The sequence below is a fragment of the Psychrobacter sp. DWR1-2-3 genome, from assembly GCF_049896465.1.
Lineage (GTDB): Bacteria > Pseudomonadota > Gammaproteobacteria > Pseudomonadales > Moraxellaceae > Psychrobacter > Psychrobacter maritimus.
The window spans coordinates 402,739-416,087 of record NZ_JAFCUJ010000003.1 but is presented as its reverse complement, the minus strand read 5'-3'; the positions used below and the strand labels follow the sequence as shown (position 1 = coordinate 416,087).

Below are 13,349 nucleotides of genomic sequence, written 5' to 3'. Positions count from 1 at the left end.
TTTAAACCAGAAAGATTCGAATGACTAAGTTTTTTTGCTTGTTGCCTAATGGCTGCTTGATATGGCTTTTGATAGCGTTTAACTATTGCTAGAGGTCGATTATGAATAAGTTTAGTGAAAATCTAATAGCGCGTTTTGGTCGCACAGTGACTATACTTAACACTGTTAAAAATATCAAAACGGCCAAAACCATAAGTTATGCGCTCCCGATAGCATTTACCCTAAGTTTAACTATATTGCCAATAGTCGTACAAGCAGCTGCTTATCAAACCTATGTCATTCATACCTATGGCGGTGAGGCGTTATTACCAGCCGTTCGTCAGCAGTTAAATGCCAGTCGCGACGGCGGCACTGTGTCGACTTATCAAGATAAATTAGTATTGCATACCACTACTGCTAATTATCAAGCCGTACAACAATTACTTAGCCAAATTGATGGTCAACCACAAGCGTTGACCGTTGCAGTACGTGTCGGTAATAGTAGTCAATCCCAAGGTAATATCCAGCAAGGTCAGGTCATTATTAGCAATCGCGGTATTCAAGGCACAGGCGTAATTAACCAACGTAGCAGTCAGCAACAAGGCAATAATTTATATCAAGTACAAACGCTGTCTGGCAGTGCAGCAAGTATCAGCACAGGCACGCTGTATTCGCTGAATCAAACCTATATTGCTAATAGTTATCCAAATTATCCAGCCTATCCGATTTATCATGGCCCGTCAGGACAAATTGTTATTCAGCAGCAAGTATTATTACCAACAACGCAAGGGATTGCCGTTACGCCAAGGCTATTGCCAAATGGGCAAGTTGAAGTAACATTATCCCAAGTAGAAGAGCAGCTCGTGCGCGCTAATCCTTCTTATAATCGCTATGGTTATAATAATAGCGTGCAAGGGCAAAGATTACATAGCACCATCATCGTACCACGCGGACAGTGGGTTAATATTGGAAAAATCTCACAAAATAATCAAAGCCAAAGCTCAGGTTATGGCAGTAACCGAGTTATTAGCAGCAATAGTGTGCCTATCTCGCTCTTAGTACAATAGCTAGTATTTACTAATGCCACCTCGCTGGACATATTAAAATAGACATAAAAAAGCGCGGCACTGCTTATCACAGTACCGCACTTTTTTATTGACATTGATTGTTTAAAAACTAATCAATATAAACCACTTCTAACGGCGGGAAACCATTGAACTCAACCGACGAATACGAGTTGGTATACGCGCCCGTGGTTAACCAAAAGATTTTATCGCCAATCTCAAGCTCTTCTGGCAACTGATAACCGGCTTCTTCATACATGATATCGGTTGAGTCACAAGTTGGACCGGCTAATACAACCGTACCTTCGCTGGTTGACGTTTCCATTTTAGGCGTATAGACAGGATATTTGATAGCTTCACCCAAAGTCTCGATTAAGCCTTGAAATAAGCCCACATCGGTATAGACCCAACGCGTCAAATCCGTATCCGATTTACGTGAGATAAGTACCACATCACTGACCAATACACCCGAACCACCAACCAATGAACGACCGGGTTCCAAAATAATATCAGGCATCTCATCTTCATTATAATCATCGGTCAGATAACGGGTAATCTCTTCCGCGTAGACTTTTACCGGATTGACTTCGCTGATATAGTTCGCTGGAAAGCCGCCACCCAAATTAATCAATTGTAGCTTAATGCCTTCTTCGTTCTTCATCCAATCAAACATATATTTGACCTTGGCAAGCGCATCATCCCAAGCAGCAACGTCTTTTTGCTGGCTACCGACGTGGAACGAGATGCCATACGGCACTAAGCCTAAATCGCGCGCTTGAATCAACAGGTCAATTGCCATATTTGGATGGCAACCAAATTTACGTGATAGCGGCCATTCAGCGGTTTCAGACCCTTGTACTAAAATACGTACAAAGATTCTTGAACCAGGCGCGTGCTTAGCGATATTTTTTAAATCCGCTTCTGAGTCAGTCGCATATAAATCAATGCCTTTCTCAAAAGCATACTTCACATGCTGCGCTTTTTTAATGGTATTGCCATAAGAGATACGTGATGGCTCAACGCCGCAATCGAGCACGCGATCAAGCTCGTAGATTGACGCACAGTCAAAGTTTGAACCAAGCTCAGCAAGCAAGTTAATCACTTCAACCGCAGGACTTGCCTTCATTGCATAATGAATTTTCGCTTTCGGGAAAAAACCGACCATTTCCGCATATTTGGTTTTAATACGGCTAAGGTCGACGACCAAGAACGGGGTTTCGCGACCTTCGGCAGCTTTGGTGAATTTCTGCCAGCCGGCAGGGTCAAAATATTGGTCAATTTTGATCATGGTCATGGTTGGAAACCTTTAATGAAGACACTAGATGTCAGAGAATAAAAACGTCAGAGAGTAAAAGCCAATATCAACGTCATAAGCTTATCATCATAAGTCTTGTCATTAATAAAGCTTAATAACAATCGTACTTTATTAACGATATTTCTTAATGATAATAAAATAACAGCAAACACGGCTTAAAAAATGAATAAATTAAGAGCTGGTCGTTTGCGGCTGTTTATCCGCGATTTGCTCACCCTGTTTTTCACGTATTTTAAGCACTTTACGGACTTTATCACGCGCACGCGTTTGCTTAAGACGCGATAAATAATCGACGAAGATAACCCCATTTAAGTGGTCCATTTCATGTTGAATGCAAACGGCAAGTAAGCCTTCGACTTCTTCATCAATCTTATTGCCATTCTCATCTAAGGCTTCGATACGCACTTTATTCGGACGCTCAACCTTATCATAGACTTCAGGTACCGACAAACAACCCTCTTCGTACGGCTGCTTTTCTTCTACCAATGGCGTGACTTTAGGATTAATAAATACCCTTGGGCTGTCTTTATCTTCAGATAAATCCATCACGATAAGCTGAATATGGCGATCGACTTGGCTTGCTGCCAAACCAATACCTTGGGCATCATACATCGTCTCAATCATATCGGCGATTAAGGTTTTGATTTCAGCCGTGACTTCCTTGACAGGCTTGGCAATCGTGCGCAAGCGCGGGTCGGGATAACTTAAAATAGGGAGTAACGCCATAGGGCTCACCTCAATGATAAAGATAAAATAGGTCTGATATTATAAGATAAATGGGGACAAAAGTAATGCTTATCAATACACGACGCTTTATATCCTTGTTTGATAACATAAGCAAAACTTATGATTAATCGTTAAGACAGAATATAAAAAATAAAACTCGCGCCATAAAAAAGGTCCTGCATAGAGCAGGACCTTTTCTTTATTATTTCTTTACGATGGAGCCTGTTAAATGTTCAATTAAATTGGTAGCTAAGTCAGCTGACATCTAAATTAAAATCCATTTAAATTGAAATACATCAAAACTAAAATAATATTATACGTTACGCTTACTCATAATCATCTCATAGATAAACAGTAAGATAATCGCACCGATTACTGAGAAGATAAGACCGATAAAGCCGCCATCAGCGTTGATACCGATTAAGCCTGCAACAAAACCACCCAGCATCGCACCAACGATACCCAAAACGATGGTCATAATCCAACCCATAGGGTCGCTACCTGGCTTGATAGCACGTGCCAATAAACCTGCGACCAGACCTACAATAATCATCCAAATAAAGCTCATTTTATTCTCCTAATATGTTGCCATTTATGTTGTCATTTATAATGTGTTACTTATTTATATTGCTTTCTTTTAATGAATTCATTGTAGTCATTCCTGAAACCAAAAAGTAAGGACAAAATGTTATCTGTGTACGGGCTATGTGAGGAAAAAGCCATATTTGCTATTAAGCAGATGAGATAGGTAAACAGTAGGTTACAAAGGTAGTAAAGTCGCTAACAGACTTAATAGTTAGTAGTGCTAATGTACAGCGTTCTAAGAGGGAGGTTTTATTTAATGGAACGCAGTAACATAGGCAGGTTAGGGGGACAAGTTAGGGAAAATTAAGCGATAGAAGTGATAGAAGTGATAGAAGTGATAGAAGTGATAGAAGCGAGGTAGGATTTTTATTGTAGATTATTAGACATAAAAAAAGCGCGGCTCATTTAACGAACCACGCTTTTAAGCATTGTTAATATGCTTAGTTTTTCGACCAAGTCTTATTGGGTGCGTAGTGCTGTCAATAGACGCTGATGGATGCCCTCAAAACCACCATTGGACATAATCACAATAGCATCGCCCGCTTTGGCATGAGTGCGGATATGCTCAATAATAGTATCGACGCTAGAAAGTACCTGTTGGTTACCCATATTTGGATTTACCATATTGGCATTTTCAATGACTTCTCTTAAGCCCCATTCAAGTCCCGTCGGCTCATACCATAAAGTATGGTCGGCGAGGGCAGCGGACTCAGCCAAGCTGTCTTGATGAATGCCCATTTTCATAGTGTTGCTGCGCGGCTCAATAATCGCCCAAATGCGTCTGTCTGCCAGTTTCTTTTTTGCACCATCTAAGGTGGTGGTAATGGCGGTCGGATGATGGGCAAAATCATCAAATACCAAGATGTCATTTACATCGCCAATCAGCTCCATGCGGCGTTTGATACCGGCAAAGGCTGACAATGCAGCGCACGCGGTTTTGACATCAACACCAACGTTATAAGCGGCGGCGACCGCAACCAAGGCATTATTGACGTTATGAATACCGCTCATTGACCAATTGACGAGCGCTTTAGCTTCTTTATCAGCCGTGAAACTAATATTGAATTGACCGCCATCGGCGCTGATAAGCTCAGCTTGCCAGTCGCTGTTATTTTTTAACGCCTGCTCTTCTGTATTGGTATTATCTGCCGCTGAATCCAGCACGGCAGTACGCCAAATCGGTGTCCAAACACCTTTTGCCAAGGTGTCTTCTAAACTGATAGTCGCCGCTGGCATAATAATTTTGCCCGTGCTTGGAATCATGCGCACCATATGGTGAAACTGGGTTTGGATGGCGTTTAGGTCAGCGAAAATATCGGCATGGTCAAATTCAAGGTTATTTAAAATCGCCGTACGCGGACGATAATGGACGAACTTTGAGCGCTTATCAAAAAATGCCGAATCGTACTCATCGGCTTCGATAACAAAGTAGCCTGTTTTTTCTGCGTCATCATTATTTTTTTCAGCGCCCAAGTAGCTGCTATGGGAAAAGACTTGCTGTAAGTGCGCATCAGTGGTATCGACCAATGGTACGCCGCCAATCAAGAACCCTACATCAATACCTGCATAATGTAGTATCCATGCCAGCATGGTCGTCGTTGTGGTCTTACCATGGGTACCTGCTACCGCGATGACGTGGCGAGATTGCAATACTTGCTCGGATAAAAATTGTGGGCCTGAGGTGTAGCGCAGGCCGCTATCTAGCATATACTCGATGACATCCATGCCACGTTTCATCGCATTACCAACCACCACCAAATCAGGCGCTGGCTGCAAATGTTCTACCAAATAGCCTTCGGCAATCGTGACGCCTGCATTTTCAAGTTGGGTGGACATCGGTGGATAAACATTGGCATCAGAGCCTGTGACCGTATGCCCGAGCGCGCGTGCCAATAATGCCAGCGAGCCCATAAAAGTACCACAAATACCAAGAATATGAATATGCATAGACGTTCCGTACGAGCTTGAAAAAGGGAATTGAGCTTGAATATTAGGCAACACATATTAGTGCAGCAGACAGCTCAATAGACAAAGGCTTATTGTAAAGTAAACACCAGAAGATGACCAATAAAAAACGCCTAGCAAGTAGGCGTTATGTGCTTATCCATTGACACGTTTATTTGCGCGCCAAGCTATAGTCATCATCAGGATTTTTATCTGCGTCTAACTTAATCAAAAGGTTGTCTTTGATATGATAGGTTTCAATATTTTTTCTCTCATAAACAATCGTAATCATATCGTCATCTTGGCGATAGACGCCAGATTCTAATAAAGGCGCGCGCGCAGGTTCTGCGTGATTAAAGATACTGGTTTTTAGTACGGAGCCATCAGAAAACAGGTTTAGGATAATATCGATATTAGCGCAAGATTCGCATGGCACGATGCCGCCATAATCACCCATTAAGGTTGCCTGTAGCGTGCTTTCGTTATTTGATGCAGAAATCATCGGCGTACGACGAGCATTATCATTTATATTGGCCGCCGCAATAAGCGAGGTGCCTTCTTCGCTATTTGCCTTATCTGCTACCTTGTTCGCACTGCTCTTTTGAGACTCATCGTTTGGCACCTCAGCTTGCTGCGTAGCGTTAATCGGCGCACCTTGCGTCGTTTTATTATTGGTAGATGAGGACGCACTGTCACAGCTCATGAGCAGCAAACAGACGGGTAACGCCAATAATGGGCGCATACAGCGTCTGATAGTCGTAACAGCAGAGAAGGAAGTAGACCAAAAAGTTATCATAGTATTACCAAAAACAGTTTTTTAAATAGTATGGCCAGACGCTATCAGTATAATAAATGAGCTAAAGCTTTGAGAGAAATCAAAGAAGATAAGAAAAACAAGCTTAACGGCAATAGCTAAAGTGTGCGACCTTGACTTCGTTAATTTATGTGAGAAGAGTAAGCGAGTAGATAAATAGTAGCGCATTTAGGCGCCACAAAAACCGTACGATAAATACTTTCTATATACGATTAAAGCGTTATAAAGCCGCCCTTTATTCCAATAGGGTAAATAAACCCTGCAAAGATATCAAAGCGTAAAAGTGACTAAGGAGGCTCTTTAGGTGAACTCTATAATCATAAGGGCGAATAAATACCTTTATCAGCTGCAAAATAAGATACAAAAAAAGCGCAAAAATAAAAACCGTCAGTGTAATTAAGCATGACGGTTTTAGTTGGTTATTCATTAAAGCAAATAGCAAAATGGCTTATGAGTACTCTAGCGCACAGGACGCGCAGGACGAACAATGCGCCACAATATAAGCACATGCGTTAATATCAAAATACTAAATAAAATCAAAGATTGCTCTGGGATACTCAGCCCCATAAACGTCCAGTCGATAGAAGCACATTCACCAGAACCGGCAAACACTTCTTTTAGTACCTGCTGCATAGGTAGGGTATCGAGCCAGTAATCTAAACCTGGGCCACATGACGGCACTTGGTCAGCCGGTAGATGCTGTAGCCAGACATGACGCCCTGCTACTATCGCGGCCCAGCCAATACCTGCCAAGCTACCCAGCCATAGTAGCAAGCGTGTCACCATTGATTTTGGATTAAATACCGCCGCGATGAGCGCAAAGCCGCCCATCACCATCAGCCCAATACGCTGAAAGATACACAGCGGACAAGGCGAAAACCCCATATAACGCTGCAAAAAAAACAACGCAAAACTCATGCCTATTACGGTCATTATCACTAAAAACACTTGCAGATTACGGTAAGTGGTCAGCTGTCGCATGGGGCGCATACTCTTATAAAGTGCTTATTGATGAAAGGTAAAATTATAAAAATTTAGCGATATTGCTGTAAAAAGTCCATAAAATCTTCAGTTTCAGCTGCTTCAAGCTCCGCTTGCTGCAAGATAGATTTTTCGGCAAGTACTTCATATTTGGCTTGCGTGTTTGGACTCAAAGTCTGCTGTAATAACGACTCACGATGCTGCTGCGCTAAAGTAAAGCCAAGCTGCCATAAACTGCCCAAATGCTTACTATCAGAGTTAACTTGCGCTGAGATGGTTGACTCAGAGTGTCCTGCTTTACCTTGCATCAACGCAACCGCCGCACGATAGTCATTACCACCATAATGTGCATCAAGCAGGGCTGCCAATGGCTGCATACGGCTTAAATGGGTGAGCATCCAGCTTTCAAGAGTTTGCTCAGCGCCGTTATTAATAATCTGTAAGTTTTCACGGCGACCTTCATTGACCACGCGCTCAAGATTAACAGCCAAGGCTTCTTCTTCTGCAGGCAGCAGCTCTGGGGAATCACTCAGTAAGCAATATAGCGCCATCACTTCTAAAAAGCAGGCGCTAGATAAGCGAATACCAATATCGCTATAAGGGTCAAGGTCAATGGCGCGAAACTCAACGTAAGCAATCCCGCGACGCTCAAGCGCTTCGGTTGGGCTCTCGCCACTTTCGGCGATTTGTTTTGGGCGAATAGGGCTATAGTATTCATTTTCTATTTGTAGAATATGATCATTGATTTGAATCGGATTGCCATCGGCATCATTTAAGCCCAGTTTCTCAAAGCTTGCATGCGGGGTTTGAATCGCGCGGCGTAGCCCCTTGATATACTCGGGTAAATTGTTATAGCGGATATCGAGATGTTCTTGCACGCTGTTGGTATAACCGAGCTTACCCATACGTAGGCTGGTCGCAGTCGGCTTATAATAGGTCGAATCATTGAGCAGCTCAAGGTCATGCTCAACCCCTGAAACAAAGCAAGGGCAGACACTGGGACTTGCACCCAATAAATACAGCACCAAACTGGTCAGACGTTTAAAGTTACGAATCAATCCCAGATACTTATCGTTTCTAAATTCTGTCAGGGTCAGGTCTTGTGCGGTTGGCGTTTGCGCTTGCCACGCGGCAAATAAATCATCGCCAAACGATAGGTTATAATGTAAACCAGCAATCGTCTGCATACGGCGACCATAACGAATACCAAGTCCACTACGATATAGCGTTTTCAGCTTACCGGTATTAGAGCTGCCATAATCGGCCAGTGGGATATCTTCATCATTGGACGACAGCATACACGGCATCGATAGTGGCCACATCAGCTCACCTTCAGGCATACCTTGATAGACCAATAAATGCAGTTGGCGCAGCATGTTTAAGGTTTCTTTTGGCGAGGTCTTGGGGTCAGTGATAAGCTCAAGCAGGCTTTCTGAATAATCCGTGGTGATAAACGGATGGGTAAGTTTGGAGCCAAGCTTAGTCGGATGCGGCGTTTGTGCCAAATAACCATCAGGTTTGACACGCAGCCCTTCTTTTTCGATACCGCGGAGCATACCCGCTAGGTGCTGACTGTCAAACCAGTTTGGAATTTCAAAATCGACAAAGCTGCTCGCAAAATTACTCATAATAGTCATCTGTTGTTATTAGTTATGTTCGGTCGAAACACAGGCGGTCCGACCGCAAAAAGGGGTTAGAGAATCACGTCAGTTTAGCCCAAAGCGACCCTAAAAACCACGTGCAATTACAAATACAGTAAGCTTTGCCAGCGTTCAATTCGAACAGTTTTAATGCAAAAACTGGCGATAAAATAGCCGCAAAAACCTAAGATAAAGAGGGTCGGTTGTACTTCTTGGGCTTTACTTTCCCATAGCTTGTATGGTGCGTCATGACCGCTTTATCAATATCAAACCGTCTAATATTATCTATTACTCATAAAGCGGTAGACTAAAAAGCACCTAACGATAAGATAGGTGCCTTAATAAAATAAAGAAAAATGATTCAAAAATTATTGATTTAAAAAACAGTGATTTAGATAGAAAACGATGAGCCACAGCCACAAGTGGTGGTGGCGTTCGGATTGGTGACGATAAAGCGCGCACCTTCTAAGCCTTCGGTATAGTCAACTGTAGAGCCTTGTAGATACTGATAGCTCAGCGAATCGACGACTAGGGTCACATCGTCATTATCAAAATTCGCATCGTCCTCATTGAGCTCGTTGGCAAAGTTGAAACCATAAGAGAAGCCTGAGCAGCCACCACCCGTCACATATACACGCAGCATCAGGTTGCTGTCACCTTCTTCTTCACGCAGACGACGCACCTTTTGTGCGGCACTGTCCGTTAGGTTTAAAACAGTTGGATCAACGGGTTGGCTTGAGCTTGGGTTAAATTGGTTGGCTGATTCGTTCATATCTACCTCAGTTGCTAAAATCAAATGATATTGTTTTTTATTGATGCGAGGTCGTCTATTTATACAGGATAGGGCGACTGATCCGTAGCGGCTGATACGCATAGGCTACGGTAACATTAATGAGATTGGGTCACTACTAGACATATAGACATTCATAGTTTGGGGTAGGCATATTTGGCACAAGACGTTAGACGCTCATATCGAGCTGTCATGGTGGCATACGCTGAAGCCCATACTATCATGGCTATTAGCACTTAACTGCATGATGTCAATAGTGTTTTACTAGTATAGCATAATTGGGCTGATGATTGATTTGTCAAGGGTAACAACAGCGTTCACGACCAAAAAAGTGATTGAAACTGCAAACTTTTAAATAGCCTACCCGTCATTATCATAACAAGCGGTTTTTAGCAGTATAAAGGTTTGAATTTAAAATACTTATTTAATTGTTTGCCTATGCGGCAAGCGTTTGAAATAATAGCCGCCAGTAAACATGCCAGACGTGTGTTTTTTATTGCCTTAAGTTTTACATTATTGTTGAGATGAAGAAATTATATGATCGAATTTAAAGACGTTGGTGTTCGCCGTGATGGTCGTGAGTTGTTTGCAGGGGCAAGCTTCCAGCTACATCCGGGCCATAAAGTTGGCTTAACGGGCAATAACGGCACAGGCAAATCAACCTTATTTGCCTTATTATTGACGCGTATGGGCACCGGTGATACCGAAGTGACGCTTGATAAAGGTGAGGTCAGCATTCCTGATAGCTGGCATGTGGCACACATGGCGCAGGAAGTGGGCGCCAGTACCCAAACGGCGATTGATTATGTTTTAAGTGGCGATGAGCAGTGGTATGAGATTAATGCGGCGTTAAATGATTTGAGCAGCGTCAGTGACGACCAAATTGGCGTATTGCATCAGCAGTTTGATGAGATTGATGGTTACCGTACCCCGACCAAAGCCGCACAAATCATGGCAGGTCTTGGTTTTAATACCAGCCAGCATGAGCTGCCCGTCGAAGGCTTTTCTGGTGGTTGGCGTATGCGTTTAAACCTTGCCAAAACCTTGATGAGCCGCGCAGATTTAATGCTGCTTGATGAGCCAACCAACCATTTGGATTTGGATGCCATTCTTTGGCTTGAAACGTGGATTAATGCCTTTAGTGGTTTAGTCATTGTTATCTCGCATGACCAAGCGTTTTTGGACGCCACCGTCGGTCATATTTTGCACGTCGAACAACAAAAAATCACCCTTTATACCGGTAATTATCAGCAGTTTATTCGTACCCGTCATGAGCGTATGGCGCAGCAGCAGCAAGCGTTTGAGAAGCAGCAAGCGACCAAAGCGCATTTGGATGACTTTATTCGTCGCTTCCGTGCCAAGGCCAGTAAAGCCAAACAGGCGCAAAGCCGTATTAAGCAGCTTGAGCGTATGGCGGAGCTGTCACCGATGATGGCGGACAACCCGTTCTCATTCCGCTTTTACGAGCCGGCAAATATGAGCTCGCCCTTGATTGAGCTGAGCAATGCCGATATTGGTTATACCGATACCGCGCTACTGCATAATGCCAATATCCAAGTGACGCCGGATACGCGCATCGGTTTGCTTGGGATGAATGGCGCTGGTAAATCGACCTTGATTAAAGCCTTGGTCGGCGAGCTTGGTATTTTATCAGGCAGTTATCGCGTTTCTGATACCCTAAAGCTCGGTTATTTTAACCAGCATCAAATGGATGCTTTGGATGCAGCAGCAACGCCGATGCAAATGCTACGCCGCCTAGCGGGCAAAACCTCTGATGCAGAGTTGCGCTCGTTCCTCGGCAGCTTTGACTTTCGCGGTGAGCGTATCGACACGCCAAGCGAGCTGTTTTCTGGTGGCGAGCGTGCACGTTTAACCTTGGCATTAATCGTCTGGCAACGTCCAAACGTGCTGGTGCTCGATGAGCCAACCAACCATTTAGACTTACAAATGCGTCAAGCTTTGACCATCGCTTTACAGGGTTTTGAAGGAGCAGTGGTACTGGTATCGCATGACCGCGAGCTGATTGCCAACGTTTGCGATGAGCTGTTTTTGGTCCATGACGGTCAAATCGAAGAGTTTGATGGTGATATCAGCGACTATGGTAAGTGGCTTGCTGAAAAGCGTAAGCAAGAAAATACGCCCGATAAAAGCAATAGTAAGAAAAAGAGCAAAAAGGACAATAAGAAGTTTGTTTCACGTGAAACAAAAACCAGTTTAGCTAGTAATCAAATTAGTAATAAAGCTGCTACTGCCCCAGAAAAAGCTGCTCAGCCTGCGCTTAGCAAAGAAGAACAACGCAAATTGGCTGCTGAGCAACGCAAACTTACCGCGCCTATTCGCCGTGAGATTGAAGACACAGAAAAAGCCTTGGCTAAGATTACGGATAAATTGGGCAGTTTAGAGACCAAGCTTGCTGATACTGAGCTATATGAAGAAAGCCGTAAGGCTGATTTGCTGGTGTTGCTCAATGAACAGACGGCTCTACAACAGCAGCATAGCGATAATGAAGAGAAATTATTGCTCGCGATGACGACGCTAGAAGAAATGGAAGCGGCTGTTAAATAGGCGGCAGTCAGTTGGCAAATATAATTATTTTGAAGTAGTAGGTTCATTTTAAAAGTACACACTGCTGGTATGAATTTTCCGTAGCCTCTGGAGGGCAAACCGCACAGCAAGCGAGGAAGATTTATACCAGCAGAATACTATTTCTGCCGTAACTTTTTATTTTAAACTGACTCTATAGGCTACTGAAGAATTATTTAGCGATACAAACCAGTGTTTTAAAATCATCGAGCATAAAAAAGGGAGAGCGTGAGCTCTCCCTTTTTTATTACATTATTCCATACGGTATTTACCATCACCATAAGATAGTATCTTCATGGTGGTGGTACAAAGTTCACAGTTTATTTTACCAGCAGCGGCTTTCGATAAATCCAAAATGCGACCTCTAATAAAAGGTCCTCTATCGGTAATTTTTACGATCACGCTCTGCTTTGTCTTTTTATTGGTCACTTGCACCTTCGTACCAAACGGCAGCGTCTTATGCGCGGCGGTTAGCGAGTTCATATTGAAGATACTGCCACTTGCGGTACGTTTGCCGTGAAACTTACTACCATAGTAACTGGTGTTACCGGCAAAAACGGTGGTACTGAGCAGCAGTGATAAAGTGATGACTAAAGACTTGATTAAATAAGACATTTAATACCTTTTTTCTATTGATGAGATAGACAGATACTCTTGCCTATGTTATCCATGCCCCTATCAGCTTGAATAATATGGGTATTTTACAATAAGGAGCTTACTTCGTTCTTACGGCTCTGTAAAAAACGCCCCAGTTCAAATACCTCATAATAGAGCAGTAGAAGACGTTTTTATAATCACTAGTGAGTCTTGCTACCAATCCTGTAGACCTTGGTATATATGGCCAATTCTGTGAAACTTATTTATTAGGTTAAGTGAATAGATAAACACTGCCAGTGCTGATAAAGTAATTTTTACATCAAAAAAATTG

At 43.1% G+C, this 13,349-nt stretch carries 11 protein-coding genes; 2 read left to right on the top strand and 9 right to left on the bottom strand.

The genetic code is table 11. The annotated features are described in order from the left end of the window. Window positions 1-101 precede the first annotated feature (101 nt). Window positions 102-1,046 (top strand): hypothetical protein, encoded by a 945-nt coding sequence (locus ACP7AA_RS08125; RefSeq protein ID WP_426223199.1) that lies wholly within the window; start codon window positions 102-104, stop codon window positions 1,044-1,046. A 109-nt stretch (window positions 1,047-1,155) separates the two neighbouring features. On the opposite strand, the gene ACP7AA_RS08120 is transcribed toward ACP7AA_RS08125, so the two are convergent. The 8 genes from ACP7AA_RS08120 to erpA all read right to left on the bottom strand — a co-directional run bounded on the left by ACP7AA_RS08120 (window position 1,156) and on the right by erpA (window position 9,820). Continuing rightward, window positions 1,156-2,331 (bottom strand): type III PLP-dependent enzyme, encoded by a 1,176-nt coding sequence (locus tag ACP7AA_RS08120; RefSeq protein WP_426223282.1) that lies wholly within the window; start codon window positions 2,329-2,331, stop codon window positions 1,156-1,158. Window positions 2,332-2,529: 198 nt separating this feature from the next. After that, entirely contained in the window at window positions 2,530-3,084 is a 555-nt protein-coding gene (gene def, locus ACP7AA_RS08115; RefSeq protein WP_201629540.1) for a peptide deformylase, read from the bottom strand. A gap of 313 nt (window positions 3,085-3,397) precedes the next feature. After that, window positions 3,398-3,652, bottom strand: coding sequence for a GlsB/YeaQ/YmgE family stress response membrane protein (locus ACP7AA_RS08110; protein ID WP_201564232.1), 255 nt, complete (start codon window positions 3,650-3,652; stop codon window positions 3,398-3,400). 476 nt (window positions 3,653-4,128) lie between these two features. After that, window positions 4,129-5,616 (bottom strand): UDP-N-acetylmuramate:L-alanyl-gamma-D-glutamyl-meso-diaminopimelate ligase, encoded by a 1,488-nt coding sequence (gene mpl, locus ACP7AA_RS08105; RefSeq protein ID WP_426223198.1) that lies wholly within the window; start codon window positions 5,614-5,616, stop codon window positions 4,129-4,131. Window positions 5,617-5,785: 169 nt separating this feature from the next. Next, window positions 5,786-6,409 carry a copper resistance protein NlpE N-terminal domain-containing protein gene (locus tag ACP7AA_RS08100; protein ID WP_426223197.1) on the bottom strand — a complete coding sequence of 208 codons (624 nt, stop codon included), beginning with the start codon at window positions 6,407-6,409 and terminating at the stop codon, window positions 5,786-5,788. Between the two features lie 477 nt (window positions 6,410-6,886). After that, on the bottom strand, window positions 6,887-7,408 hold the full coding sequence (locus tag ACP7AA_RS08095; protein ID WP_201623961.1) for a disulfide bond formation protein B: 522 nt from the start codon (window positions 7,406-7,408) through the stop codon (window positions 6,887-6,889). A 53-nt stretch (window positions 7,409-7,461) separates the two neighbouring features. Beyond that, complete coding sequence (gene gshA, locus ACP7AA_RS08090; RefSeq protein WP_426223196.1) at window positions 7,462-9,045, bottom strand: glutamate--cysteine ligase; 1,584 nt, start codon at window positions 9,043-9,045, stop codon at window positions 7,462-7,464. Between the two features lie 394 nt (window positions 9,046-9,439). Beyond that, window positions 9,440-9,820 carry an iron-sulfur cluster insertion protein ErpA gene (gene erpA / locus ACP7AA_RS08085; protein ID WP_149490319.1) on the bottom strand — a complete coding sequence of 127 codons (381 nt, stop codon included), beginning with the start codon at window positions 9,818-9,820 and terminating at the stop codon, window positions 9,440-9,442. Between the two features lie 555 nt (window positions 9,821-10,375). Here erpA and ACP7AA_RS08080 point away from each other — a divergent pair. Further along, window positions 10,376-12,403, top strand: coding sequence for an ATP-binding cassette domain-containing protein (locus ACP7AA_RS08080; RefSeq protein ID WP_426223195.1), 2,028 nt, complete (start codon window positions 10,376-10,378; stop codon window positions 12,401-12,403). A 270-nt stretch (window positions 12,404-12,673) separates the two neighbouring features. On the opposite strand, the gene ACP7AA_RS08075 is transcribed toward ACP7AA_RS08080, so the two are convergent. Next, entirely contained in the window at window positions 12,674-13,036 is a 363-nt protein-coding gene (locus tag ACP7AA_RS08075; RefSeq protein ID WP_201564246.1) for a septal ring lytic transglycosylase RlpA family protein, read from the bottom strand. Between the last annotated feature and the right edge of the window lie 313 nt (window positions 13,037-13,349).

What these genes read in the sequence shown, in the direction of transcription:
- ACP7AA_RS08125 (WP_426223199.1), top strand. Translation starts at nt 102, where the DNA reads ATGAATAAGTTTAGTGAAAATCTAATAGCGCGTTTTGGTCGCACAGTG.
- ACP7AA_RS08120 (WP_426223282.1), bottom strand. Translation starts at nt 2,331, where the DNA reads ATGATCAAAATTGACCAATATTTTGACCCTGCCGGCTGGCAGAAATTC.
- def (WP_201629540.1), bottom strand. Translation starts at nt 3,084, where the DNA reads ATGGCGTTACTCCCTATTTTAAGTTATCCCGACCCGCGCTTGCGCACG.
- ACP7AA_RS08110 (WP_201564232.1), bottom strand. Translation starts at nt 3,652, where the DNA reads ATGAGCTTTATTTGGATGATTATTGTAGGTCTGGTCGCAGGTTTATTG.
- mpl (WP_426223198.1), bottom strand. Translation starts at nt 5,616, where the DNA reads ATGCATATTCATATTCTTGGTATTTGTGGTACTTTTATGGGCTCGCTG.
- ACP7AA_RS08100 (WP_426223197.1), bottom strand. Translation starts at nt 6,409, where the DNA reads ATGATAACTTTTTGGTCTACTTCCTTCTCTGCTGTTACGACTATCAGA.
- ACP7AA_RS08095 (WP_201623961.1), bottom strand. Translation starts at nt 7,408, where the DNA reads ATGCGACAGCTGACCACTTACCGTAATCTGCAAGTGTTTTTAGTGATA.
- gshA (WP_426223196.1), bottom strand. Translation starts at nt 9,045, where the DNA reads ATGACTATTATGAGTAATTTTGCGAGCAGCTTTGTCGATTTTGAAATT.
- erpA (WP_149490319.1), bottom strand. Translation starts at nt 9,820, where the DNA reads ATGAACGAATCAGCCAACCAATTTAACCCAAGCTCAAGCCAACCCGTT.
- ACP7AA_RS08080 (WP_426223195.1), top strand. Translation starts at nt 10,376, where the DNA reads ATGATCGAATTTAAAGACGTTGGTGTTCGCCGTGATGGTCGTGAGTTG.
- ACP7AA_RS08075 (WP_201564246.1), bottom strand. Translation starts at nt 13,036, where the DNA reads ATGTCTTATTTAATCAAGTCTTTAGTCATCACTTTATCACTGCTGCTC.